26 protein-coding genes and 3 pseudogenes are annotated in these 23,866 nt (G+C 40.1%); 8 read left to right on the top strand and 21 right to left on the bottom strand.

Features of this window, described 5'->3' with window-relative positions; all coding sequences use genetic code 11:
- Positions 1 to 35: 35 nt before the first annotated feature.
- From tnpC to tnpA, 3 genes are read right to left on the bottom strand one after another with little or no spacing between them, the layout of a single operon-like run.
- Positions 36 to 1,598, bottom strand: coding sequence for an IS66 family transposase (gene tnpC / locus MUO14_RS03045; RefSeq protein WP_244755462.1), 1,563 nt, complete (start codon positions 1,596 to 1,598; stop codon positions 36 to 38).
- A 38-nt stretch (positions 1,599 to 1,636) separates the two neighbouring features.
- Positions 1,637 to 1,975, bottom strand: coding sequence for an IS66 family insertion sequence element accessory protein TnpB (gene tnpB / locus MUO14_RS03050; RefSeq protein WP_244751847.1), 339 nt, complete (start codon positions 1,973 to 1,975; stop codon positions 1,637 to 1,639).
- Between the two features lie 11 nt (positions 1,976 to 1,986).
- Positions 1,987 to 2,289, bottom strand: coding sequence for an IS66 family insertion sequence element accessory protein TnpA (tnpA, locus tag MUO14_RS03055; protein WP_244751848.1), 303 nt, complete (start codon positions 2,287 to 2,289; stop codon positions 1,987 to 1,989).
- 43 nt (positions 2,290 to 2,332) lie between these two features.
- On the opposite strand from tnpA, the gene MUO14_RS03060 reads away from it, so the two are divergent.
- Positions 2,333 to 2,695 carry an ArsI/CadI family heavy metal resistance metalloenzyme gene (locus MUO14_RS03060; RefSeq protein ID WP_244753576.1) on the top strand — a complete coding sequence of 121 codons (363 nt, stop codon included), beginning with the start codon at positions 2,333 to 2,335 and terminating at the stop codon, positions 2,693 to 2,695.
- Between the two features lie 36 nt (positions 2,696 to 2,731).
- On the top strand, positions 2,732 to 2,905 hold the full coding sequence (locus tag MUO14_RS03065; RefSeq protein ID WP_244753577.1) for a hypothetical protein: 174 nt from the start codon (positions 2,732 to 2,734) through the stop codon (positions 2,903 to 2,905).
- A 111-nt stretch (positions 2,906 to 3,016) separates the two neighbouring features.
- On the opposite strand, the gene MUO14_RS24520 is transcribed toward MUO14_RS03065, so the two are convergent.
- Positions 3,017 to 3,163 carry a helix-turn-helix domain-containing protein gene (locus MUO14_RS24520; protein ID WP_318036010.1) on the bottom strand — a complete coding sequence of 49 codons (147 nt, stop codon included), beginning with the start codon at positions 3,161 to 3,163 and terminating at the stop codon, positions 3,017 to 3,019.
- Positions 3,138 to 3,684: pseudogene (locus tag MUO14_RS03070) on the bottom strand (aldehyde dehydrogenase family protein); the annotation flags it as partial. The gene MUO14_RS24520 and the pseudogene MUO14_RS03070, both read right to left, overlap by 26 nt.
- Between MUO14_RS03070 and MUO14_RS03075 the strand changes: the two are divergent.
- Positions 3,678 to 4,218: pseudogene (locus MUO14_RS03075) on the top strand (aldehyde dehydrogenase family protein); the annotation flags it as partial. The pseudogenes MUO14_RS03070 and MUO14_RS03075 overlap by 7 nt on opposite strands.
- A 198-nt stretch (positions 4,219 to 4,416) precedes the next feature.
- Positions 4,417 to 5,136 carry a YwmB family TATA-box binding protein gene (locus MUO14_RS03080; RefSeq protein WP_244753578.1) on the top strand — a complete coding sequence of 240 codons (720 nt, stop codon included), beginning with the start codon at positions 4,417 to 4,419 and terminating at the stop codon, positions 5,134 to 5,136.
- 218 nt (positions 5,137 to 5,354) lie between these two features.
- Here MUO14_RS03080 and ccsB read toward each other — a convergent pair whose 3' ends face one another.
- The 11 genes from ccsB to MUO14_RS03140 form a co-directional block, all read right to left on the bottom strand.
- Positions 5,355 to 6,536 carry a c-type cytochrome biogenesis protein CcsB gene (gene ccsB, locus MUO14_RS03085; RefSeq protein WP_304654212.1) on the bottom strand — a complete coding sequence of 394 codons (1,182 nt, stop codon included), beginning with the start codon at positions 6,534 to 6,536 and terminating at the stop codon, positions 5,355 to 5,357.
- A 94-nt stretch (positions 6,537 to 6,630) separates the two neighbouring features.
- A complete protein-coding gene (locus MUO14_RS03090; protein ID WP_304654213.1) occupies positions 6,631 to 8,763 on the bottom strand; it encodes a heavy metal translocating P-type ATPase in 2,133 nt (710 codons plus the stop codon).
- Positions 8,756 to 9,127, bottom strand: a complete 372-nt coding sequence (locus MUO14_RS03095; protein ID WP_244753579.1) for an ArsR/SmtB family transcription factor — start codon at positions 9,125 to 9,127, stop codon at positions 8,756 to 8,758. Before MUO14_RS03095 ends, MUO14_RS03090 begins: the two co-directional genes overlap by 8 nt.
- 138 nt (positions 9,128 to 9,265) lie before the next feature.
- Complete coding sequence (locus tag MUO14_RS03100) at positions 9,266 to 10,123, bottom strand: cation diffusion facilitator family transporter (protein WP_244753580.1); 858 nt, start codon at positions 10,121 to 10,123, stop codon at positions 9,266 to 9,268.
- Positions 10,124 to 10,575: 452 nt separating this feature from the next.
- Positions 10,576 to 10,896, bottom strand: a complete 321-nt coding sequence (locus MUO14_RS03110) for a YnfA family protein (protein WP_244753582.1) — start codon at positions 10,894 to 10,896, stop codon at positions 10,576 to 10,578.
- Positions 10,897 to 10,963: 67 nt separating this feature from the next.
- Positions 10,964 to 11,401, bottom strand: coding sequence for a disulfide oxidoreductase (locus MUO14_RS03115; RefSeq protein WP_244753583.1), 438 nt, complete (start codon positions 11,399 to 11,401; stop codon positions 10,964 to 10,966).
- Complete coding sequence (locus MUO14_RS03120) at positions 11,394 to 12,089, bottom strand: DsbA family protein (protein ID WP_244753584.1); 696 nt, start codon at positions 12,087 to 12,089, stop codon at positions 11,394 to 11,396. Before MUO14_RS03120 ends, MUO14_RS03115 begins: the two co-directional genes overlap by 8 nt.
- Positions 12,090 to 12,390: 301 nt before the next feature.
- On the bottom strand, positions 12,391 to 13,539 hold the full coding sequence (locus MUO14_RS03125) for a copper resistance D family protein (protein WP_244753585.1): 1,149 nt from the start codon (positions 13,537 to 13,539) through the stop codon (positions 12,391 to 12,393).
- Between the two features lie 14 nt (positions 13,540 to 13,553).
- Complete coding sequence (locus tag MUO14_RS03130; protein WP_244753586.1) at positions 13,554 to 14,168, bottom strand: copper resistance CopC family protein; 615 nt, start codon at positions 14,166 to 14,168, stop codon at positions 13,554 to 13,556.
- Positions 14,169 to 14,373: 205 nt separating this feature from the next.
- Positions 14,374 to 15,321: a cation diffusion facilitator family transporter gene (locus tag MUO14_RS03135; RefSeq protein WP_244753587.1), complete on the bottom strand. Its 948-nt coding sequence runs from the start codon at positions 15,319 to 15,321 to the stop codon at positions 14,374 to 14,376.
- Between the two features lie 49 nt (positions 15,322 to 15,370).
- Positions 15,371 to 15,700: an ArsR/SmtB family transcription factor gene (locus tag MUO14_RS03140; RefSeq protein ID WP_244753588.1), complete on the bottom strand. Its 330-nt coding sequence runs from the start codon at positions 15,698 to 15,700 to the stop codon at positions 15,371 to 15,373.
- Between the two features lie 200 nt (positions 15,701 to 15,900).
- Here MUO14_RS03140 and MUO14_RS03145 point away from each other — a divergent pair, with 200 nt between their 5' ends.
- The gene (locus MUO14_RS03145) at positions 15,901 to 16,620 is read left to right on the top strand and encodes a ZIP family metal transporter (protein WP_244753589.1); all 720 of its coding nucleotides are present in this window, start codon (positions 15,901 to 15,903) and stop codon (positions 16,618 to 16,620) included.
- Positions 16,621 to 16,973: 353 nt separating this feature from the next.
- Positions 16,974 to 17,198: a hypothetical protein gene (locus MUO14_RS03150; protein WP_244753590.1), complete on the top strand. Its 225-nt coding sequence runs from the start codon at positions 16,974 to 16,976 to the stop codon at positions 17,196 to 17,198.
- Positions 17,199 to 17,496: 298 nt separating this feature from the next.
- On the opposite strand, the gene MUO14_RS03155 is transcribed toward MUO14_RS03150, so the two are convergent.
- Complete coding sequence (locus tag MUO14_RS03155; protein WP_244753591.1) at positions 17,497 to 18,081, bottom strand: YdhK family protein; 585 nt, start codon at positions 18,079 to 18,081, stop codon at positions 17,497 to 17,499.
- A gap of 231 nt (positions 18,082 to 18,312) precedes the next feature.
- Here MUO14_RS03155 and MUO14_RS03160 point away from each other — a divergent pair, with 231 nt between their 5' ends.
- A complete protein-coding gene (locus tag MUO14_RS03160; protein ID WP_244753592.1) occupies positions 18,313 to 18,837 on the top strand; it encodes a spore coat protein in 525 nt (174 codons plus the stop codon).
- 267 nt (positions 18,838 to 19,104) lie between these two features.
- Here MUO14_RS03160 and MUO14_RS03165 read toward each other — a convergent pair.
- Positions 19,105 to 19,311, bottom strand: a pseudogene (locus MUO14_RS03165) (helix-turn-helix domain-containing protein); the annotation flags it as partial.
- A gap of 96 nt (positions 19,312 to 19,407) precedes the next feature.
- A complete protein-coding gene (locus tag MUO14_RS03170; protein WP_244753593.1) occupies positions 19,408 to 20,223 on the bottom strand; it encodes a ZIP family metal transporter in 816 nt (271 codons plus the stop codon).
- A 559-nt stretch (positions 20,224 to 20,782) separates the two neighbouring features.
- On the opposite strand from MUO14_RS03170, the gene MUO14_RS03175 reads away from it, so the two are divergent.
- Positions 20,783 to 21,658, top strand: a complete 876-nt coding sequence (locus tag MUO14_RS03175; protein WP_244753594.1) for a cell wall-binding repeat-containing protein — start codon at positions 20,783 to 20,785, stop codon at positions 21,656 to 21,658.
- A 520-nt stretch (positions 21,659 to 22,178) separates the two neighbouring features.
- Here MUO14_RS03175 and MUO14_RS03180 read toward each other — a convergent pair.
- Positions 22,179 to 22,901 carry a Na+/H+ antiporter NhaC family protein gene (locus MUO14_RS03180; protein ID WP_244753595.1) on the bottom strand — a complete coding sequence of 241 codons (723 nt, stop codon included), beginning with the start codon at positions 22,899 to 22,901 and terminating at the stop codon, positions 22,179 to 22,181.
- A complete protein-coding gene (locus MUO14_RS03185) occupies positions 22,877 to 23,722 on the bottom strand; it encodes a Na+/H+ antiporter NhaC family protein (protein WP_244753596.1) in 846 nt (281 codons plus the stop codon). The genes MUO14_RS03180 and MUO14_RS03185 overlap by 25 nt, the downstream gene beginning before the upstream one ends.
- Between the last annotated feature and the right edge of the window lie 144 nt (positions 23,723 to 23,866).

A 23,866-nucleotide genomic window follows, 5' to 3' on the forward strand; every position in this document is an offset into this window, starting at 1 on the left:
CCTATGAATAGATGAGGGCTTGTTCTATTATGGAATTACTTCTTTGGAACTTGACAGATTTCGGGTAACGATGAGGACCAGGGAAGAACCTTTTCCCAAGCCTCTGAATCGTCAAGATCCATCTGAGGAAGTTGTTCGAATAAATACGTAAGATAGTAGAGAGGGTTCAAGCCGTTGGCTTTCGCCGTTTCTACAACACTATAAATGATGGCGCTTGATTCAGCCCCTTTCAGGCTATTTGAAAACAGCCAGTTCTTGCGGCCGATCACGAATGGTTTGATGAATCGTTCAGCTCGATTGTTATCGATATCTACCTGTCCACCTTGCAGGTAGACGACCAGTTGATCCCATTGATTCAAACAGTATGTGATGGCTTCCCCTAACTTGCTCTTCGGCAGAACTTTGGCTTTATGATTCTTCAGCCACTCCAAAAAGTCCTCCAATATCGGTTTACTGTTCTCTTTCCGATACTCCAGGCGTTCTTCGTCTGTCCACGTTTTGCTTTTCTTCTCGATATCATACAATCGCTGAATCTTCTGAAGCGCCTCCCTGGCGACACTATTTACCAATGTCGAAGAAGATGGGGCTGCTTTCAGAGCTTCGTCGAATTTTCGGCGGGTGTGAGCCCAACAGCCCATCAGCTTTACGCCGTCCACTTTATGATAGCCTCCATACCCGTCGGTTTGGAGGAAGCCGGAAAACGATGTAAGGAATCGCTTCGCGTGCTTACCAGCTCGCGTACGCTGATAATCATACAGAACGATGGGCGGTCCGTTGCGACCGGTACAGTACAGCCACATATAGGACTTAGACTCAGCTGCCTTTCCATCTTCCCGCAACACCTGAAGAGGTGTCTCATCCGCATGCACCGATGAATGCTTCACCATGGCTTGATGAAGCTGGTCAAACAAAGGCTTCAACCAGTGGTGCGCTGCGTGGATCATCCAGTTGGCGATGGTGGCTCTGGATAAAGGGATTCCCATACGTTCCAACTGCTTTTCCTGACGATAGAGAGGCAACGCCTCGACATATTTCTGACTCATGAAAAATGCCAAACTTGAAGGGGATGCGAGACTTTTCGGAAGAACAGGGTTTGGCATAGGAGCTGTGTGAATAGGGGTTTCTACCCCGTGTTGTTCACATTGCCGGCAACTGTATACATGGCGCACGTGTTTTTTCACTTTCACCTGCGCGGGAATCACAATTAATTCACGACGCTCTTCCGTACTCATTTGATGAATGTCATGACCACATGACGAACAAGCCTGATCCTCGAGGTGGTATTCCACCGTTTCTGTAGGAAGGCTTTTCATCATCTCATCACGCTGCCCTTTTCGTTTTTTCCGTTTATATTCAATCGTTTCGATGGTCGGCTCCTCTTCCTTCGAATTGGAAGTGACTTCTGCCTCATCGAAAAGGGAAATCTGATCAGGGTTCATCTTTTCACTCGAAGCACCGAAACGCTTCTGCTGGCTCAATTTGAATTGTTCTTCATACCATTCTACCTTGGCTGCCAGTTTGGCGTTTTCATCTTCGAGTGATAGACAACGTTTTTCCAGTGATTCCATTGTCTTTGGGATCTTCGTCTTTGTGTCCATAAAAAAAGGATTCGACATAAATAGACGAATTCCTTCTTTTAAATCAATGTTCTTGCGTGAACAGCCCGATGGGCTCCTCGCTGGTGAAGAGGCAGCCCGTCCATCAGCCACCGGAATTGACGGCGACTGACAGGCATGACGGAAGCGTCATCGTCTGAAGGCCAATGAAACGTTCCTTTTTCCAGGCGACGATAATGAAGCCAGAATCCGTTGTGATCCCACTGGAGAATTTTCACTTTATCCCGTTTTCGGTTACAGAAGACAAACAGACAGGGAGAAAAGGGATCCAACTCGAACGCTTCCTGGACTAGGATCGACAAACCGTCAATCGACTTTCGCAAGTCTGTACTGCCCTGGGCGAGGTAAACCTTCTCCACGTGCGCCACGTTCAACATACAGCCTGGACTACTTTCAACACTTTGGCCAAGTGTTCCGGACAGACATCTTCGGATGTTTCAATCGTCGCTTTTCCGATGGAAATATGTACAGATGGTTGCGAAGACTCTTCTTCAACTTCTACAGCCACCCAGGAAGGCGCCGGCTCAGCTGATACTTGAATCTTCCTTTTCCAATAGCGAAAGGTATGAATATTTATATGATGGTTGTTACACCATTCTTTGGCCGTCTGACCGGATTCATGGAAATGAATCAGCCGATCTTCCCAAAGAGCTTGTTTATCCGTTTGGCTCATCAGCAATCCTCCTAAGAAATTCTGACTGTAGTATCTCACAGCCATGAGGAGGATTAGAAGGTGGGCATTATTTTCCGCTTACTTTTATACGAAGGTTTTCGGTGAAACCCCCGTAAAAGTAAAGGAAGATTACGCTAAGTACATGCCTGAAGCTTTGCAACTAAACTTTACGCTGAATGTAAGATCTGAAGTGTCTGGAAATCAGGTAGGCCATTTTGGAATACAGGTGGAGAAACAAGAAGATATCGATCATCATAAACAGCGTCTAGAAAAATTAGGTTTTTTCACGCATGATGAAATGAACACCAATTGTTGTTACGCTCTTCAAGATAAGTTCTGGATTACCGATCCTGACGGTAACGAGTGGGAATTTTTCTATACGAAACAAGACGCTGAAAAAAAATAAAACCGAGCAGGTATGCTGCAATTAGGAGGGAAGACGATGGAAAATATCTATGCGATAACTAAAAGGATTGAAGACAATAAGCAGCAATTGAATGAAGTTAACCTTAATGGTTGGAAATTAGAAGCAACCCCTAAGAAGAAACTGAAACTGCCAATGAATCTTTGGAAAAATGAAAACACCAACTCTGTGTGTTGTGCCACGTGTTGTTAAGTTTATTAATAACTCCCCAAATTTAGGATGTTTGGGGAGTTTAATAAATTTTACCCGTTTGGCTCTACCGGGATTGTAATTATACCGTGGTAATTCAAATTAAATACCTTTCTATTTAAGCTTATCCTTAATAGCATAAATCGTATTACGAGAAAGACCTGTCTTTCTATGAATATTCATCACAGATTCTTTTTGATTAAGCAATCTTACAACTTCATCATAAATGATTTTATCCGTTACCAACGTTAAGCTTTTCAACTTCGGCGGTCATTCGTCTAACAAGTTCGTCGTAAATACTTGATTGAGCATAAACGCGGTTAGCTGCAATACAGGTCTGGCCACTATTTCTAAACTTAGCCGCCATTAACAATTTCGACGGTTTGATCGAGATCTGCATCATCACATACAATTACTGGTGCATGCCCGCCAAGTTCAAGGGAAAGTTTCATGACTTGCTCAGCACCCTGCTTCATTAACAGCTTACCGACAGGCGTTGAACCGGTGAATGTCAATTTACGAACACGCATATCGGACATAACCGTTTCTGAGAATTTTTCTGGATTTCCATTCACGACATTGAAAACACCTTTTGGAATGCCTGCCTCTTCGGCTAATTCTGCTAGTCTCATACACGTGAGGGGTGTTTCTTCAGGTGGCTTTACGATAAACGTACAACCTGCAGCTAAAGCTGGCCCAAGCTTTCTTGTAATCATAGTTGCTGGAAAGTTCCATGGTGTAATTGCCGCAACAACGCCGACGGGTTGTTTAATCATTAGAAGATGGTATTGATGTCGGTCCTTTAATCAATAATGAAGGTTTTGAAAAAGCAGGACGCCATAATACGGTGGTTTTCCCTTTTTCCAGGAACGATCCGTCCGTAAATTGTGGAGGATGCCCAGAAAAAAGAAGCGAGGGTAACCACTGGTGGTGAAGGCCAAGCAGATACAGATAAAGGTACTTACTTTTATAAGCCAACTATACTAGCTGATGCCAATTATGACATGGTTATTATGAATGAGGAGACTTTTGGGCCGATTCTTCCCATTGCAAAATATGACCATGATGATGAAGCAGTAAAAGCAGCCAACGATACCCCGTTTGGTCTTGCAGCTTATTTCTTTACACAAAACGTATCAAGGGGCACCCGTATCTCAGAGGGACTTGAATACGGAATTATTGGATGGAATGATGGCATTCCATCGGCAGCCCAAGCACCATTTGGCGGTATGAAGCAAAGTGGTTTGGGTCGCGAAGGCGGGCAAGAAGGCATCGAAGAATATTTAGAAGTGAAATATGTATCGCTTAGTATTTAATGAAGAAGAGCATTTGTCTTTTATTAGGCAAATGCTCTTTCTATTTATTACTAGAGGTCTTCTTTAATGCCCCAACCTTAAAATCTCACTCAACAGAGGGGTAACGTCAGGAAAATGGGAATCTGGCTTAACAGAATCTCTTAACCTAGTATATCTTTTTTCTCCCCGGCTAAGATGTTATTAAAGGGAGTGAAAAAGATGAGTATGAAAAAATTATATTATCTAATGATACCCGTATCAATATTTATTTCCTTCTTTTTAATATCCAGTGAATTAACTAGTGCAGCAAAGCCAATTGAAATATTGGAGATTACTGAAAAAGCTGAAGAAGCAGATATAGAAATAGCGTCCTGGTCCATGGCCATAAAGGAATCAATCGTAGCATTTGATAGTATAGAAAGTGTTCGAAATAGGGTGAAAGAAATAAAGTCCCGTGAACAAGGCTTTGAATGGTCCGAGGAACAATTTAAAGGAAACCATTATAAAATGGTTGGTGTCAAAGATAAGGGAGCTAATGTAGATCAACAAATATCGATCATCTATTACCCCATGAAAGGAAATTATAAATTAAGTGTTAATTATAATATCGATGGGGAGAAATGGAGCATTGATGTTTGGGAGCAAGTCTATAATCTTTATAAATCAAAAATGGATAAACATAAGGTATTTTATACAGTAGAAGGTCACAACAATAGTATAAAAAAAGAAGCTCAAAACCTTATACGGTCTATGTCTGGGAAGACTGTCGATGGTATATATGAGGATAATTTTGTTTCTATTTCCGCCTATTCATCCAAGTGGGATGTTAAAGTTCCGTTAGGAGATAAACAAGCCATGAATATGCAAGTTGCTAATCGAGACAGGGGCGCACATACAGAAGTAACAATTGGTTCCCCTATTATAATTACAGAATATTGATGCCCTAGGTATAATCAGCAAGTTTTGCATTTCAGCACAAGAAAACATTTACAAACTAAAACACAGGCAGTTAACAATTATGACTGCCTGTGTTTTTATTTACTTTCTATACGCCTAGTTTTCACACTCATCGGCACATTTACGACCTGCTTCAGTAAATTGTTTACAATGATCATAGTCAAACTTGGCACACTCTTTCATCACAGCAAAAGGATCACTTACGCGTAGGAATGCAAACCAGATATGATTAAGTTTACAGCAAGTAAGTTAAACATAATGATGGCAAACCCTCCTACAGCAAGCCATGCTGATTTCGTTCCATGCCATCCTCTTGAAAGTCTGAGGTGCAGGAAAGCAGCATAGAAAAAGAAGGTAATTAAAGCCCACACTTCTTTAGGATCCCATCCCCAGAAACGGCTCCAAGCTTCTTGGGCCCATATCATCGCAAAAATCAACGCACCTAGGGTAAAAATAGGGAACCCAATCGCCACTGCCCGATAAGAGATTTCATCAACAAGTTCTGGGTTCACTTTCTTCAATAGAGGCTGGATTGCTGCCCCAATGCGCTTTCTTAAGATTAAACGTATCAGCCAATAAAGAACAAGGCCCCCAAGGAAGGACCAGAGGATCGTATTGAATTTAACAGCTGCATCCACACCACGCATCCACTCTGGCACATTAAAAAGTGGAGTCATATTATCAGTAAGTAACTCGCCGTCTGTTGGCCCAGCTATAGCTGGCATTTGGTAAGTAATCTCCACAGTTTGTCCTTCAACAGGAGCTTCGAATGTGGCTTCGTAATTCATCGCATTGAAGGTTGAAGAGATGATGATAAACGCTAAAGCTGCAGCTAGCATGTAAATCACGCTCTCTAGCCAAAAGGTATGCTTAGATCCTTTACTTTGGTCCGTTTGGCGGATTAGAAAGATCAACCCTGCCACAAAACTAATCGATAAAATAGCTTCCCCAAGTGATGCCGTTGTTACATGGATATAAAGCCAATGGGACTGCAATGATGGAACAAGTGGGGATATTTCACTTGAAAACATACTAGCAAAAACAATAATTAGCAGGGCTATAGGCAGTGCAAACAGTCCTAGAATGTTGATACGGTAAATAAAATACATAACAATAAACGCCAGGACAAGCATCATGCCAAAAAATGTTGTAAATTCATATAAATTACTAACAGGAACGTGATTACTCGCAACCCACCTTGTAAAGAAGTAACCGACTTGACTAAGGAACCCTATAATAGTCAAGGCTATGCCAATGTTGCCCGCCTTCCCCGCACTCTTCCTTTTCTTATCACGAATCGTTCCTCCGAAGAAAAATGTAGCAATTAAATAAATAATAAATGCAGCATAAAGCAAGTTACTGCTTATTGTAGTCAACTCCATTGTATATCCTCCTTACCTGTTACTAATTCGGACTTGTTATAGAAAGGCCGGTCATTTTGATAAAATGACCGGCTTTCAGATATTTTGTTCTGCATTATTTCTTTGTTTTAAGGAGCCTTAACCCATTCAAGGTGACTAAAAGTGTTGCTCCCATATCTGCCAGAATAGCAATCCATAAAGTTAGCCATCCCGGAATGATTAGCAATAAGGCCACAGCCTTTACAATTAGTGAGAAACTAATGTTTTGTTTGATGATTTGCAGTGCCTTTCGGCTTAACTTGACGGTAAACGGTAGTTTATCCAGGTCATCAGCCATAAGAGCAATATCTGCTGTCTCAAGAGCCGTATCAGTTCCAGCCCCTCCCATGGCAATGCCTAAGTCGGCTGTAGCTAGTGCGGGCGCATCATTAACGCCATCACCAATCATGGCCACCTTATGCTGTTCCTTTAATTGCTTAATCGCATTCAGCTTATCTTCAGGAAGCAGCTCTGCTTTTACCTTGCTTATGCCAAGTTGTTTTCCAATCGCCAGAGCCGTATTTTCGTTATCTCCGGTAAGCATGATGGTTTCTTTGATCCCGAGTTTATGCAGTTTCTGAATAATTTCCTGACTACTTCCCCGAACCGGATCAGCTACAGCAATGAGTAAGAGAATCTTTTCCTTCGTTCCAAGGCCCATTACGGTTTTGCCTTGTTTTTGTAGCGTTTCAATCTGAGATGATACCTCACTATCTAGACCCGATGGTAACAATTCGTTAAAGAGTTTCGGACTGCCGACATAGTAGGTCGCGTCGTTGAGTTTGGCTTGCACACCTTTCCCGGTTAAAGAGTGAAATTCATCGATCGACCAAGAATTTATATCTAATTGCTCATCTTCGGCTTTTTGAACGATGGCTGCGGCTAACGGGTGTTGGGAGCCTTTTTCAATGGCCGCCGCAACGCCCAGAAGATCACGGTTTTTTTCTTCTTCTAAATAAACCAGATCGGTTACTTCTGGAACCCCTTTGGTCAACGTACCAGTTTTGTCAAAGGCAATCGCAGATAGTGCACCTGCTTCTTCAAGATACACACCGCCTTTAATGAGCACGCCATTTCGGGCAGAATTCCCAATTGCAGTGACGATTGATACGGGGGTTGAAATCACCAATGCACAAGGACAACCGACAACTAAAACCGCAAGCCCGGTATAAATCCATTCGCTCCATCCCCAGTTAAGGAAAAGAGGAGGGATAATGGCAATCAATAAGGCTATGACGATGACCGCCGGCGTATAATATTTTGCAAAACGATCGACAAAGGCTTGAGAAGGCGCACGTTCAGCTTGGGCTTCTTCAACCATATGAATAATTTTAGCAATGGTCGTGTCTTCCACCCGTTTCGTGACAAGGACTTCCAACAACCCTTCTTCGTTTAAGGTCCCGGCAAAGACTTCGTCATCCTTTGATTTGGAAACCGGAATCGATTCACCAGTGATAGCTGCCTGATTGATGGTTGATGCTCCTTTGACAACCAAACCGTCCATGGCCAACTTTTGTCCGGGTTTGACGATCATAATGTCGTCAATATGAATATCATCGACGGATATAGTCATTTCTTCATTCCCTCGGCGAATGAGAGCTTCTTTGGGTGCGATGTCCATTAGGTCACGAATGGAGTTACGAGCTTTATCCATGGAATAAGACTCAAGTGCTTCACTGATCGCAAACAGCAATACGACAATCGCACCTTCACTCCATTCCCCAATCACAGCAGCACCAATGATTGCTACAGTCATCAAAGTGTTCATATCAAATCTGAAACGTACTAAATTGCGAAGTCCTTTGATAAATAAACTATAACCCCCGATTACCATAGCTGAACCGTATAAGAGAATGGGTACCACATTTTCTTCCGTATTAAGACTCAGCAACCATCCTACTAGCACCAACACACTTGCCAAGGCAATTTGAATCATCGCTTTATTTTTCCAAAATGGAACCTTCTCGTCATCGACTTGTTCATTTTCATGATAAATTTTGTATCCCTCAAAGGATCCTGCCTTTTCTACCTCTTCCAAGGAGGCCTCTCCGTAAACAGCGATTTTGGAAGCACCAAAATTCACTTTGGCATCTTGTACGCCCGGCAAATCTTTGACATTCTGCTCAAACTGAGCAGCGCAATCTGCTCAGGTAAAACCCTGAACACGGAAATTCGTTTTTGGTTCTGCCATTTGTAAACTGTCAGCCATTTGAAACCACTTCTTCCTGTTGATGCTCTAAAACGGTTGGAATTAAAGATCCAAGATGTTTATTTTTTAACGAGTAAAAAACCAACTTCCCTTCTTTTCGGTAACCTGCAATACCTAGATTTCGCAGTAGACGAAGATGGTGAGAAGCCGTAGCCAGAGAAGAACCTATAATGTTGGCAACGTCACACACACATAACTCTTCCTCTTGTGTCAGGGCAAAGGCAATTTTGATTCTCGTTGGGTCACCAAGAGCTTTAAATATCGTCACTGTGGATTCAAAATCTATTTCATCCAATTGGCTTTGCACACGTTTGACCTTTTTCTCATCAAAGCAAAATATTTCGCAGCGATCACTAGAACTCATTTTTCCACCCCTTAATCAAATAATCATTTGATTATTATAATATGCGATACAACGCTTTTTATCAACTGCTTCAGCTTGTTAATATCACTTTGTTTTCGTTTAGGTTTTGTGAAGAAATTAAAAACCTCCAGTTCCCAATTATTTAACTGAAGGTTTTATCTCAACAAATGTCATGAGGCTGTTATGTTGCTTTTGCATTAACTCTTTAATTTTTTCGCTTACCTGAGTCATTTCCTTTATTGGTAAATCTGATTGAAGAGTAACAGCAACATCTATAATAACTTTATTTCCTGAGACTCTCGCTTTCACATCATTGACCTTCACTATTTCTTGAACATCTGAAATCGATTCTTTGTATTGGCGTATCTTTTCTGGATCGATCCCATCAGTTAAAATTAAGGCGGTTTCTTTAAAGATTCCCCATGCTGCCCAAAGAATGATTAAGCCTATGATTGTTCCTGTGACTGGGTCAAGCCATGATAAACCGAATTGAGCGCCCGCGATACCAACGACTGTTCCAAAACTTACGATCGAATCCGATAAATTATCTTTTGCTATCGCTCTTAATCCTTGACTATCGACTTTCGAGGCAATGGTTTTGTTCACAAAATAGATCAAAATCATGAACAGACCACTCCCGAGTCCAACCCATATTGCAAGAGGATCCGGTGTAACAAAATCTTGATTTAAAATTGCACGAACGGTATCAGCTAAAATTTGTATCCCTATTGTAGCAATGACAAAGGCAGCGACTAATGAGGTTATGTTTTCTGCTCTTCTATGGCCGTATGGGTGGTTCTCATCTTGGTCTTTTTTTGCAATCCTAAGTCCAATAATTAAGGCAACCGATGTAATAATATCCGTAAAATTATTAAACCCATCGGCCATTAATGCCACGGAATTAACCTGCCAAGCAACGATGATTTTTACGAGCGAAACAAGTAAATAGGCAAAAGTACTAATCCATGCTCCATTTTTAGCACTTAATGACCCCATTTCATCACCTCCCTTACCACATTATTTCCAACTTATCCTTTAGTAAAACGTTCGTTTGAGTGTATCTAACTAAGATGCAAGAAATACTATACAGTATTTAAATGGCCGTAAAAAAAGGAACAACCTATTAGCCATGGGTGTTCCTTTTATACCTCTCCAATAAAGCTCTCCTTAAAGGATTAATTAAAATATGTGCGATTAAAGGAGTAACCTACTCCCTTTGAGATGGCATTTGTCAGCCACCTTCTATACAAGTATCCGTTGAACTTCCAACAATAGCATTGAGTTCTTGAAGAAGAGGAGTCAATGTATCGGTTTCAACCAATGTTTCTATAGCTTTTTCAGCTAGTGGAATCTTGTGTCTCTTAAAGACATCGACTGTATTTCCCCAAACTTCAACGATAGCTTTAGGTGACATATTTGATTGTATGATACTTTGATAACCCCCTTTTTTATTGGCGTGGTGCAAACAACATTACTGACACTCCAACTAAGCATATACCTGCACCTACCCAGTCATAAAAATCAGGCGTTTTTTTATCAATGCCCCATCCCCAAAGGACAGATAATATAATAAAAACTCCTCCGTAGGCCGCATAAACTCTCCCAAAAGAAGGGAAAGTTTGAAAGGTAGCTATAACACCATACATAGCTAAGGATAATCCGCCTAACACCCCCCAATAAAAAGGTTTTCCTTCCCTCAACCAAAGCCAAATCAGATATCCGCCACCAATTTCAGCTAGCCCGGCCAGAAGAAAAAGTAAAATAACCATAGTCACGTACTCCCTTATATATCAATACATTTCACTTTAAACATTTGCCTTCCTTATGGATGGTCTTTTATACGTTTTTCTTTCTCCCTGCAAACAGAAATATAGTAATGAGACTGAATGCGAGTAATGCTAGGAAAGGAATAGTTATAAAACCAAACCAATTTATATATTCAGAGCTACAAGCGACCCCTTGAGTACACGGCTTGATTTCGGCAAATCCAGGTACCTTCTGCTCCATGTAATGAAAAATAGAAACAAACCCTCCAATAATGGATAAAGGTAACACATATTTAATAACTTTACGATCATTGAAAAACGTGGCAATGCCAAGGATGATACTCATTGGATACATAAAAATCCTTTGAATCCAACAGAGTTCACAAGGAACGTATCCCCGGATTTCACTGAAGTAGAGGCTGCCAAGAGTGGCAAGGACAGAGACAAGCCAAGCGATGTAAAGAGCATAAGACGAACGTTTTTTACGATTTCCTACGGCTTTATCCATTCTTGTTCTCCAGTTTCTGGTTAATTAAGTTAGAAATGGCCTCGTAATCAAACGGGTTTTCTACAATCTGACCTTCGATCATGATAGTAGGGGTTTGTTGGATACCATATTCGTTAACTAGGTTCATGTCGTTTTGGACTTCTTGAGCAATCGCACCAGAGTGAAGATCCTTTTTCATTTGAGCCAGATCAATCGAAGGCACACTTTCTTTGGCTATTTCAAGAACTTTACCCTCAGTCACCCATTTCTGATCATGATTTTGACTAGGCTGAGCTTCAAAAAGGTTTTTATGGAATTCCCAAAAAGCTTCCGGATTTCGTTTATACACAGCCTCTCCAGCTTTAGCAGCTAATTCAGATTCTTCTCCATGAAACAAAGTATTAATGTAAGTTAAATTAACTTTTCCTGTATCAATGAATTCCCTTTTTAATTGCGGATAGACACGCTCGTTCCATGCCTTACAGGAAGGGCACTTGTAGTCACCGAATTCAATGATTTGTACAGGTGCATCGTCTTCACCTATAGTAGGGTGGTTCTTTATCGAAGGGGACTCACTTGTCGTATTATTATCGCTTTCTACTGCACTTTTGCTTTGACTATTTAATACAACAAGTGCTGTAATCAACCCTATAACGACCAGAGTAACCACCACAATCACGGGCATCGGATTCTTTCTCTTATTAGTCATATTTCATCACTCCTTAATAAATTAGTTTTATAACGGTAAGGGACGTTTAATTTAGAATCCTTTTCACGAAAAAATAGCTGGGGATTATCCTGATTATAACTCTGCCTTCTCATCAGATCATTTTCTCTTATTTCGCATTAGGAGAATAGTTAAGAAAATAATAAAGATGACAGCAACACCTACCGCCATGAGAATAACAGACCAAAAAAATGGATCCATCATAAAAAGACTCCTTTTTCTTTCACATAATCTAGTTAGGGACATGTATGGTTAAATTCCTTATATCATCAGACCAAATGCTTTATTGAATTGCCATCATTAAAGCAAAATAGAATGATAAAACCATAAGTAACGTAGCACTTGAGGCCATAGCAACCGAGGAACGTTTTACGGCTGCTATAATTGTCATAGCCATAAATAAAACGCCCAAGATACATAGGAGGTAACTCATAAATCCAAATGAGAAACTTACGTTAAAAACTTCCTGCATCTCCGCACTTTGAATAGTATTGACCAGGTTGCTTTGCGTGAACGTTGTGTATAGAGGTGAAGCCCCATAAGACTTGATCAAACTATAGATTTGATGAGGAGGCCATGACTGCCCCATGAATGCGGTAAGTCCAAAGATGGTTAACGCATAGATACTTTCTAATCGCGCCCACTTTAAGGGGTTAAAAGATGCATCATTATTCCTTTTTCGAAAAATAATTCCGTTAATTATCGCGAATAATACTAAGGAAATCATGAATAAATGCTTAAAAAGCAGAGCCTGTCCATAATTAACGATTAAACTATTCTGGTACTCTTGAAAAATTGAGGCGTTAGGATTGTCGTATGAATTAATATCAATACTCATCGTAAAATATCCTGCCACGGATACAATAATTAAACAAACTACTGCAACAGGGGTAAACCATTTAAGGAAACGCAACCAGTTATCCTTTGTCTTGGAAAACCAGCTGGCCACAAAAAGAATGCCTATCCAAACCGTAACAGCCAAAAAGTGAAATGTATGAGCCAGAAAACCTTGCCATTCTGTAATGGTTGCTGCATGACTAGATCTTGTGTAGCCCAAAAGCATCAGCATGGTTAATAATAGAGCTAAAGCGAGTAGGACAGGATTGCCTTTGAAATTCTTTGTTATGATTACTCGAATGAGGATAACTGATATAAGGGTAATAAACACCCAGGATTGACCTACTTCAAAGGTTAATAATACATTTTTAAAAATGAACCACATATCCCGATCTTCCGAAAAGATGGAGGTCGTTCGGATAACTGGAAATAAAGCAGCTATAGGGATAATTCCTGTGGCTACATAAAATAACTTTTTAGGTATTAGAATTTGAGGTCTGTAACCTTCTGGGACAAGGAGAAGAACGAGTGCCCCGATTAACATAGAAAAACAAATATATAGTAAGATTTCAGATAACGTTAATACAATTATCATGATTGAACACACCCTTATTGTCTTTTCTTACTAAATAACATCCAGAACAATAATAAGGCCCCGGCAATGAGTATAACTATAATCATTCCATACATGAATGGAGATGGATTGGATTCATTTTCACTCTTAACCTGCTGTGAAGCTTTTTTTTCATCTGTCTCTTGTTGTTGGGAGGTTGAATTACCCGGGTTTTCAGTTTCTGGATTTGCCTTATCTGTTTGGCCTGAGTTGCCTGGATTATTTGTGTCTGGTGATCCCTCATGAGTCGTCGATGCCGTAAAGCTATATTGTTTTTCAATTAAATGGCCATCGGCTCCAAGAATCTTCCACTTTACCTGGTATGTACCTGATGCAAGGCTTTCTTTAAAACTAGCTTGCAAAACATTACCTTTGACGGTAACTGAGGTTGGCTCAATTTTTTCTCCCTTTTGATTCAGAACATACAGAGTACTTCCTTTTTCAATTTTCGTGTTAAAAGATAATTCAATGTGTTCTACCGGCTTTTCTAGAGTTGCTCCTTCTTTTGGTGTTGAATTTTCTAATACAGAGTGTGCTTCTGCGGACTTCATTGGAATCATACTTACGATCAATGCTAATACCATAAACAAAGCTGAGACTTTTTTGTTCATCAAACCTTCCTTTCTGCAATCATTGGTTTTTTAAAGAATTTTCAAGCTTATAACAGCACCCATTACACTCAGAATATCACCTCATAACAAGAAAGGCTTTTAAATCTATTAATTGTTTGAAAGTGTTCAAAAACGAGGGAAGAGTCACTTCACATCACACAAATAAGCCCCCAAAGCTGTAGCGATGGAGGCAAGCCATACAATTTTAATGATCATGTTGGTCAGTGTGCTTTTCATGTTCGCTTTTACATAAAAGAGAATCCTCATGAGGGTGTTCACTAGTTTCCATTTGGACCGTTACATGGCCTATATCTTTATCCTTTAGTTGGGATTCAACATTTCTTAATAGTTCCTGACACTCTTGGACTGTTAAATTTTCCGTAACCACAGCATGACAGGAGAGAGCATTTTGCCCACTTGTAATACTCCATACGTGTAAATCGTGGATGCCTAAAATCTCAGGAATCGCTTCTATCGTGTCTGTGATATCTTGAACGTTTACGTTTTTAGGTGTCCCTTCCATTAAGACGTGAACAGAATCCTTGGCTACACGCCAACCACTAATTAATACAAGGACAGCTACAATGACACTTGCAAGAGGGTCGGCCCATCCCCACCCTAAGAACATGATAAGCAGGGCAGCAATAACAGCCCCCACAGATCCTAATAAATCACCTAAAACATGTAGAAAAGCAGCTCGTAAGTTTATATTTTCCTTGGTATCCCCTTTACGCATCAAAATCCAAGCAACAACGAGGTTTACAACAAGACCGATAATACCTATCGTTAGCATTCCAACAGAAGCTACTTCAGGGATATCCGTAAAGCGCTGAAAAGCTTCATAAAAAATGTACAACGCAATTAATATGAGTGTAACTCCATTGAAGAGGGCAGCTAGGATTTCAAACCGTTTATATCCATAAGTCTTGCTATAGTTGGCCACCTTTTCTCCCAATATAAAGGCTATAAGACCAACCCCTAACGAAACGGAGTCACTCAGCATATGTCCCGCATCAGCTAAGAGAGCAAGACTGTTGGTTAAGAATCCCCCAATGGCTTCCACAATCATATACAGAGTGATAATGATAAAACTAATCGTTAAGGCTTTTTTGTTTGCACCATGCGAATGATCGTGTCCGTGGTCATGTCCCAATTGTCATTCCTCCTAATTTTATTTGTCATTCATATTCATTTAATGTTTCTTAACAGTGACTGGCGTGCTTAATGGTTTGGTTTAGCATATTCATAACGTGTTCATCATCATGGGAATAATACAAACTCTTGCCGTCTCTACGGGACTTTACTAAGCGTAGGTTTTTGAGAAACGTGAGTTGGTGCGAGACGGTTGACTGTCTAAGGTTCAGATGTTCGGCTACTTCATTTACGGCGTATTCGTTTTGAAAAAGCAAATGAAGGATGCGAATTCGTGTAGGATGGCACAGGGCTTTAAATGTTTGTGAAACAATAAATAAGGTTTCTTCATCAAGTTCATTAGGCTGATCCATATCACCCTTTTCTTTTGATTCCTCCATGTATATCACCTCAATTTTCTTGATTTACTTACTTGGAACATTCGTTAGCTCCCCTTTATTATAGTTCCCTTCATCATATGTATATATTCACATATGATCATATTACAAGCATGATAAATGTTCGTCAAACATATACCAGTTATAAGGAAGGATAGGCTTGACCTTCACTCGAAATGCCAGATTAATGATGGAGAGATTGAATGGGACCTGCATGGATTATAGGAGCTATTGCTTCTGGAGCTGGATTAGGGATTGGTGGAATTTTCGCTTGGATGATGAAAGGCGTTCAACAAAGCTTTATTTATTCATTGTGTACAGGCTTAATCATGGGTTTATTGTTTTTTGAAATGATTCCTGAAAGTCTACGGCTAGGGGGATGGATCATCCTTCTAGTGGGAGTCATGACAGGGATTGCACTATTTCGCCTTATCCATCGCTTAATAGATAAGGTTACGATTATTACCCGAAGTCCTCAAAAAGACATCTTTGTTCGAACCGGGATTCTTTTAACCCTAAGTATATCCGTTCATAATATTCCAACGGGAATTGTCCTTGGTGCAATGGAGGACACTGATATGGGAAACGTTATACTACTAACTCTTTTTTTACATAACATTCCCGAAGGGATTATTATATTTACCCCTTTATTTCTAGCTGGGTTTGGAATGGGAACCTGGATGATATGTACCGTGATCGTTTCTTTTCCTATCGCAATGGGTTCTCTATTTGGCCACTTTATCGGAATGGACTTCCCTTACTTACTAGCATTCGTTGTAAATATAACGATTTCCGTTATTTTCATGGTTGCCATACAAGAGATTTTTAAGGAATCCGTTAAACAGTCCTCCATGTTATACAGTTTAATTGTAGGTATGGTGGGTTTGGCTGTTATATACTTATTTACGTTAACACTGAGCTAAGTCCAAATTCTTTATGTCCAACATTTTTCGGGTTGCGATAACACTCCATCAATAATACAAATGGGTCGGTTAAAGAAATAAAAGCCTTATTAAAAAAAATTCACTTTTGTAAAAGTCAACAAACACAAGGACTGTTTTCTCTGGTTGTAGTCCAATTGAACACTTTGGGTGAAAAAGAAGAGAAAGAAGAAATATCTGTAACAGTTAGAATTACTGGGGAGGCCACTAATTGATTATTCCTACCTTTTGATAAGATAATCTTTTCACCATTAACCCCTGTAAAAAATAAAGAACATGTGTTGGAAGTATCCATATAATAATGTTAAAACGCCCATAGTAGGAGTGAGGAAAAATTGTATTATCAACACCCGCATTATTACCCTTATTACACAGGACGAACTGAAATGAATATGCCGATGATGGAAATGGACAAAATGGAACAAATGAAACAAATGATGATGGAACATATGCAGACAACCAGACAAATAAAAGAAAAGGTAGATAGGATTGATGAACGGTTAAAGAGAATGGAAGAAATGATGACAGTGGCCAAAAAAGTGCAAACCAATGATTGGTAATTTGCACTTTTTTAAGTTCTTCATCTATAAAGTAATTCCTACCTCGAGAGACCTTACACCTCTTTATTCAATAATGTGATTGAGAATCTAGATTAAAAAAGAATAGAAGGACGGAATCTATATAACAATCAGATTATCAGGGAAATTGACTAATTGAAATTGATTCCACCCTTCTCATAAGGTCATCATATCAGACGTACGTTTCTAAGGAGAGAACATTGATCCATTGGAAAATATAACACGGGGGTCATTATAAATATTGAAGATATTACTTCGTTTATATTATAAACAGTCCAGATTACTCGGCTGATATTTCGCTTTCTGTGACCCATTTATGATTTTTAACTTTTTCACCGGTGACCGTCGAAATGTAATCGACCATATACACAGTCGTTTGTTTGGCCGATTCAATTTTGGCAGTAACACCTCTCATTCCTTCCATATGTGATGCATCTAATGTAATCTCTGTTCCGGGTTCCAAAGGCTCTTCACTAGCATTTTTTATTTCTTCATGTATGACCCATTTATGATTTGTCACTCTTTCACCGCCAGTTGAGGGTATATAGGAGACAACATAAGCTGTAGTATTGTAGGCACCAGTAATGGTAGCTTCTGCACCCTCCATCCCTTTCATGTGATCTGTTGTAAGGATAACCTGGTCTCCAACTTCAAACTTTGGATTTTCTGCAACTGCTAAATCTTCCGGAATTTCTCCTGAGCCTGAATGCTCCATATCCATACTTTCATCAGAACCTGAACCCATTTCCTTATTTTCCTCATTATCGGCTGAGTTACTTTCCCCATTATCACTAGCACACGCAGCTAATGTAAATACGGAAACGAGTAATAAAACTGCAATCATTATTAATTTTTTCCTTTTCATGTTAATCCTCCTTCAAAATTTTGACTTAATTATATAATACCCCCCTGCAGTATAAAGGTCAATTGTTTAATCTGTAGGGTGTACACCTGGGGATATCCTGCTAACAACATTGCTAATCAATGTTTATGCGTTTGTAGAACGACTGTTATCTTTCCCACATTAATTAAGAACCAATTCTCTTTCTTTCTCATATGGTAATAGGCAGATGACGTTATTTTGGGGGAGATATCCATGACTCTACCGGCTACAGACCTCGGGCTGATGGCTGAACATCTGTCAACCCACGAAGGGATGCTTAATAAACTTAAATATTACCATACTGAAGTAACAAATACTGAATTAAAGCAAATCATTGATCTTCAAATCGAGGTAATGCGTACTCACGTTAAAGTGATGTTAATGCTGATCAATCCGTACCAAAACGAATATGTTGAAGTTCCACCTCTCGAATTCTATACAGGGAATCAGTATCGTCGAGAAGAAGCATGGGGAAGGAATACATTAAACAATAAATCGATCGCTTTAGAAGCACGGGCCGGAGCAAAATCTATGGCAGATAACAACTTTGTCTCTGCTTTAATGATGAAAGACCCTAATGTTCGACACGCACACATTGAGATGGCACTGCAACAAGCTGCATTTCAGGAAAGATATGGTGAACTTATCAAAAGAATGGGTTGGGCATTTGTACCGCATGTATCCGTTCAGGATCAAATCAATACGTACCAGCATTTTCAGCATATATTAAATAAGTAAAAGCCAGTTCCTTTTCACAGGTACTGGCTTTATAATTTACTCAGTATTATTGCTTACTTCACATTCATTACCCCTTGTCTGAGAATAATGAGTGGGCCAGGTGTAGTGCTATTGAAACCAAGCGCATCAATTCCACAGTGTCCATGAACCTCACTTACTTGTAAAATAAAGGGGAGATATGCTGGTCGATGCAACATTGTTTAAAGAGGGTACGGAAACGATTCAAAAATTGAAGGATAAATGGGAAATATTAACTTTATGCTATGGTTATCTTCTCTTATTTCCTTCTTTCAATTTTCTGTACAAGGTTGACCTTGACACATTTGTAGTTTCACAAATTTTCTTTACGGTCATATTCCCTTCTTTATAAAGCTTTAGGCATAGTCGTACCTTAATGTTTCGAATATATTTTTTTACCCGCCCCCGATATTTACCCCCTTTTTTGGCAAGTCCTATTCCTTTACGTTGACGCATAGAACATACGGGTACCGATTTAACTTTTCATGGATACTTAATTCTCTGACATTTACTTTTTTGAGTCTACTCTGGTCTTTCCCGAGTAGATTCTGTTTATCCAAGTGCTACATCTAAAATCATCATTACTGTAAAACCTATCATTAAGGTCATCGATGCTAAATCCTTATTTCCCTCTTCTTGAGAGCCTGGTATGACCTCTTCAGCTACGACAAAAATCATGGCACCAGCAGCGAAGCTTAGGGCATAGGGTAAAAGAGGCTCGATTAATGTAACGGCCATTACCCCTATAACGGCAGAAATAGGCTCAACCATCCCTGAAAACTGTCCGTACATAAAACTCTTCCTTCGGGACATCCCATCCCTTCGAAGGGGCATCGAAACCGCAACCCCTTCAGGAAAGTTTTGAATACCAATGCCGATTCCCAAAGCAATAGCCCCTGCTAAGGAAGCTGAAGGGAATCCAGCTGCGATAGCCCCAAATGCAACCCCCACGGCAAGCCCCTCAGGTATGTTGTGTAACGTGATCGCTAGCACTAATAAAGTACTTCGCCTTTTTTTATTCGGATGAATCCCCTCTGCTTCTCCGACAGGTGAAGTAGGATGAAGGTGCGGAAGGATTTTATCAATTCCCCATAGAAAAAATCCTCCTAATAAAAATCCCACTGCTGCGGGAATCCAGGCAGGTATGCCGTCAGCCTCAGCCATATCAAGGGCTGGGGAAAGAAGGGACCAAAAACTTGCGGCGATCATGACTCCCCCAGCGAAACCCAGCATCCCATCTAACAGTTTTTGGTTCAGTGTTTTAGTGGTAAATACTAGGGCAGCGCCAAGTGCTGTCATACCCCATGTAAAGCATGTGGCGATTAAAGCCTGAGCTATTGGATGTTGGTCTAGAAAGAAATCAATCATATTTAATATTCCCCCTATTTAAAGATCCCTCAATAACGGAGAGCATTTTAATTTCCTAATATCTTATTCACTAGGTCTAAAAAGTTTCTTTAGGTAAACATTTTAAGTTATAGGAAAATTAAAGTCAATTATTGCAGGAGGAATAATTGCACTAGACTACGTGATTGATTTGGAGATCCAAAACCGTTGAATGAAAAGCTAACTCTAACAGTTTCGAACTAATGGGGATTTTTCCTTTACACGTTCTTGGAGTAGTCCCAAATAGCGTAGATACTGCATTCTAAGAACTCCGCATGAATATGAAACATATAAAATAAGTACGACATGAACACTAACTATCGCTTTTAAATGAAATCATTACAAAAGAAAGGTGGAGATATTATGGGTTCGACTTTTGATACGGTCGATACAACAAGAATATACGAAGAAGATCCATATGTCTTTTCTACAAAGGTTTCACAGCTAGTATACCCGAGTAAAAATGTATTCTGGCGTCCTCCAACCGTTATCTTGGTGCCTGCAAATATTTTTCATTTCAGTTATATCGGGGCGCCCCTGATTGATCATCCCATCGGTGCCTCTTTTTTGCTCACCCAAAAAAGAAAGATTAATAAAAGAAACATTAGGCGAAATCATTAGGCTTGCTCCAACAGGTGAAGGTGTTCCAGCACAGGTGATTTTAGTTGGTCCTATTAGTGAAAATGTAGAAAATGAACTAAAAAAACATGGCTTTTCGACTTTGCGTCTTGGCTCGGAGAATGTTTTCCAAACAGCCGCTGAAGTTGCTAAGTTTCGGCTGGTTACCATTCCTCCGGAAGGAGAACTTGGGAAACAACACCTCATCGTTGCCTCTGCTGATGATGGGGAAGAAGCTTTGCCTGCCTTGTACTATACTGCTCACACTAGAATACCGATTATTTTTGTCTATAGAAATTCTGTACCTAAGGAAACGCGGCGAATATTGAGGCGATTTTCAGATCGTAATATCACATTGTTTGGATCAGAAAAATCCATTAGTACATCTGTAGAAAAAGAAATTAAATCAATTGTAGAAGATGTGGACCACCTTGAGGCTAATACTCCGTATGATCTCAGTGTGAAGTTTGCAGTGAGGTCGTCGTCTGAAAGTCAAATAGGCTGGAGTCGAAAGAAAAGAGGTGGGCACGCCTTTTCTTTCGGTACGACCTCATCATGGCGGAAAGTCGTTGCCGGCTCATTACTCGGCCACATTGGTAAACACACCCCACTTTTACTCGTTAGACGTTCCAAAGTTCCAAAGATCGTGGATAAATATTTATTAAAACTCAATCCTGTTTTGAGGGAACCGCCAAGACCACCTTTTATGCATGGATTTATCCTTGGGGACTTCGATGACATATCTGATCTCACTCAAGTGAAACTGGAAGAACGTTTGATTAAGGAGGCGGGGAATTAGACTTTTACTGTGTCGTTGCGACTCAAGTCAAATCTTTCTATCGGTATTGGAACTTAAGAAGAACTTAAGAAAGCCATTTGTCGGCTTGCACCTGCACGAGGATGGCAATTTTGAGCGCATGTTGGCAATGTACATAGTGCCTGTGCGCTTTTTCTGTTTCTACACAATTGTTTCTTTTACTGCCTCCCCTAGTCATGCAAGCTTCCCTCTAAACGCGGGGGAGGGCAAAACGATAGGGACCGACCGGGATTTAGATCAAACTGGTTTTTCCTTGCAGATCTATCTTATAGATATCATTATACAATCGAACATCAAACCTCGTACCCTGTTACATGTAGACAGATTGGAACTTGGAACATATTCAGATTAAACACTCCCTGTTGTTGCAACAAAAGCTGATGATCTCCCAGACGTCTCTGACGCAGCGTACTTCAACACTGTACAAACAGCTAGATAGTGAGATACGGGTTTAGGATTCTCTTTTTTTTCCATCCAAATCATACGATAACGATGTCCTCTCTCAATTGAAAAATGGCACTACGAAAAATAGTCCTGCTGCTAATGATGCGGCTATGAGGTTATATGGTGTCATCGCTCGAACATATTTCATATGGTCAGCCCCTGCAGCACCGGCGGACATTGCAGTCATTCCTGACACTGGTGAGGTAACATCACCGAACGTACCTCCAGATAGAACTGCAGCTACTGCCAGAGGGATACTACCACCTGTAGCCACAGCAAGTGGAATAGCAATAGGCATCATTAAGGCCCATGCCCCCCAAGAAGAACCAATAAAATAAGTTACAGCTCCGGATACAATGAACACTATCACCGGCACCCATACAGGCGTAAGTGTTCCACCTAAGGTGGTTTGAATCAGATCCGTCAACCCGAGGTCCTGTGATACGTCCGATATAGGCCATGCAACTGCTAATATAACAATGGTTGTCATTAACTTATTGCCGCCTTTAATAAACTTGTCAGTCATTTCTTTCAATTTAATCCCCTGAATTAGATATAATGCAGCCGTAAACATCACTGTGATGAATAACGCTAGGAACATGGACCTTGAAGGATTAGCCGCGGTGAATATTTCAATAATACTTTGACTTTCAGTCTCCTTTTGACCACTCCACCATATTAAATAAAAGCTTAAGGGGATTAATACAACAATTGGAAGTAGTAGGTTAAACAATCTGGGGTTTATAGATGGTTCACCTACACCCATATCCATTTGTTCCATATCTCCTTTTGAAGTAACCCCATTTGGTCTTTGGAAGTGTCCGCCTTATCCGTGTTTCCAATCTCTTTGGACATTTCCATAGAATGGGCGGTTGATAAAGAAGGTTTACCTTGATTTCTTAACTTAGTACAATCTCCTTTTGATGATTGGATCATTTGTTTCATTTTCCCAAAATTCCATCCGACAATCACGGAAAGTAGTGCCACGGCAACCGAGGTAAAGCTAAAGAACTGGAATGGTATACTGGCTAAAAAAAGCTGAAATCCTGAACCCTCAACCCCAGCTGCATCCATGCCTTTTCCTATTACTCCTAGGATGTAACCGATATAAGTTGTAGCAACAGGAATTAACACAATGACAGGACTAGCAGAATTATTTAACATATACGCTAAACGTTCCCTAGAAACCGAGAATTTTTTTGCCAAGGGTTTCATAATAGATCCTGTTGCTACTACACGAAATCCACAGTCAATGAAGGTTATAGGTAGTAAAAGCCAAGAAACAATTAAAGTCTTTTTTGCATTATTAATGTAATTTTCCATGAAACGTGCAAAAGCCTGGACACCCCCAGAAAGTTGGATAAGAGCCACCAAACCACTGAACACAAATAAAAAAAGAAGTATATCGAGGTTACCTGGATCAGACAGAACCCCCACAATATATTCTACGGTTTGAGAAATAGAGCCAAGGAAGGAACCAGTTATTATAAAGCTACCTACCCATAAACCTATCAACAAGGATGGAATCACTTGTTTTGTCCAGGTTGCTAATGCAATAGCAATAATAGAAGGAACGATAGAAAGCCATAATGAGTAATCCATAATTGTTTCACCTCGCAACTTATGATTCTGTGCTCACTAGCACAACTTTCCAATTTATCTATGCCCTTATTAAAATTGACTATACCTCCCCTTGGTTTGCCAATCTCGTCAATCTTTTCGTCATTGACTGGAGTTTCACTTTAT

The organism is Halobacillus shinanisalinarum (assembly GCF_022919835.1).
In the GTDB taxonomy this organism is placed as follows: Bacteria; Bacillota; Bacilli; order Bacillales; family Halobacillaceae; genus Halobacillus_A; species Halobacillus_A shinanisalinarum.

Excerpts from the sequence above, each read along its gene's own strand:
- MUO14_RS03120 (WP_244753584.1), bottom strand. The coding sequence starts at position 12,089 with ATGACTAATAAGAGAAAGAATCCGATGCCCGTGATTGTGGTGGTTACT.
- MUO14_RS03140 (WP_244753588.1), bottom strand. The coding sequence starts at position 15,700 with ATGGAGGAATCAAAAGAAAAGGGTGATATGGATCAGCCTAATGAACTT.
- MUO14_RS03160 (WP_244753592.1), top strand. The coding sequence starts at position 18,313 with ATGACTCTACCGGCTACAGACCTCGGGCTGATGGCTGAACATCTGTCA.
- MUO14_RS03170 (WP_244753593.1), bottom strand. The coding sequence starts at position 20,223 with ATGATTGATTTCTTTCTAGACCAACATCCAATAGCTCAGGCTTTAATC.
- MUO14_RS03180 (WP_244753595.1), bottom strand. The coding sequence starts at position 22,901 with ATGGAACAAATGGATATGGGTGTAGGTGAACCATCTATAAACCCCAGA.
- MUO14_RS03130 (WP_244753586.1), bottom strand. The coding sequence starts at position 14,168 with ATGAACAAAAAAGTCTCAGCTTTGTTTATGGTATTAGCATTGATCGTA.
- MUO14_RS03145 (WP_244753589.1), top strand. The coding sequence starts at position 15,901 with ATGGGACCTGCATGGATTATAGGAGCTATTGCTTCTGGAGCTGGATTA.
- MUO14_RS03060 (WP_244753576.1), top strand. The coding sequence starts at position 2,333 with ATGAGGAGGATTAGAAGGTGGGCATTATTTTCCGCTTACTTTTATACG.
- tnpA (WP_244751848.1), bottom strand. The coding sequence starts at position 2,289 with ATGAGCCAAACGGATAAACAAGCTCTTTGGGAAGATCGGCTGATTCAT.
- MUO14_RS03155 (WP_244753591.1), bottom strand. The coding sequence starts at position 18,081 with ATGAAAAGGAAAAAATTAATAATGATTGCAGTTTTATTACTCGTTTCC.
- tnpC (WP_244755462.1), bottom strand. The coding sequence starts at position 1,598 with ATGGACACAAAGACGAAGATCCCAAAGACAATGGAATCACTGGAAAAA.
- MUO14_RS03095 (WP_244753579.1), bottom strand. The coding sequence starts at position 9,127 with ATGAGTTCTAGTGATCGCTGCGAAATATTTTGCTTTGATGAGAAAAAG.
- MUO14_RS03080 (WP_244753578.1), top strand. The coding sequence starts at position 4,417 with ATGAGTATGAAAAAATTATATTATCTAATGATACCCGTATCAATATTT.
- MUO14_RS03110 (WP_244753582.1), bottom strand. The coding sequence starts at position 10,896 with ATGGTTATTTTACTTTTTCTTCTGGCCGGGCTAGCTGAAATTGGTGGC.
- ccsB (WP_304654212.1), bottom strand. The coding sequence starts at position 6,536 with ATGGAGTTGACTACAATAAGCAGTAACTTGCTTTATGCTGCATTTATT.
- MUO14_RS03100 (WP_244753580.1), bottom strand. The coding sequence starts at position 10,123 with ATGGGGTCATTAAGTGCTAAAAATGGAGCATGGATTAGTACTTTTGCC.
- MUO14_RS03115 (WP_244753583.1), bottom strand. The coding sequence starts at position 11,401 with ATGGATAAAGCCGTAGGAAATCGTAAAAAACGTTCGTCTTATGCTCTT.
- MUO14_RS03125 (WP_244753585.1), bottom strand. The coding sequence starts at position 13,539 with ATGATAATTGTATTAACGTTATCTGAAATCTTACTATATATTTGTTTT.
- MUO14_RS03065 (WP_244753577.1), top strand. The coding sequence starts at position 2,732 with ATGGAAAATATCTATGCGATAACTAAAAGGATTGAAGACAATAAGCAG.
- MUO14_RS03185 (WP_244753596.1), bottom strand. The coding sequence starts at position 23,722 with ATGGATTACTCATTATGGCTTTCTATCGTTCCTTCTATTATTGCTATT.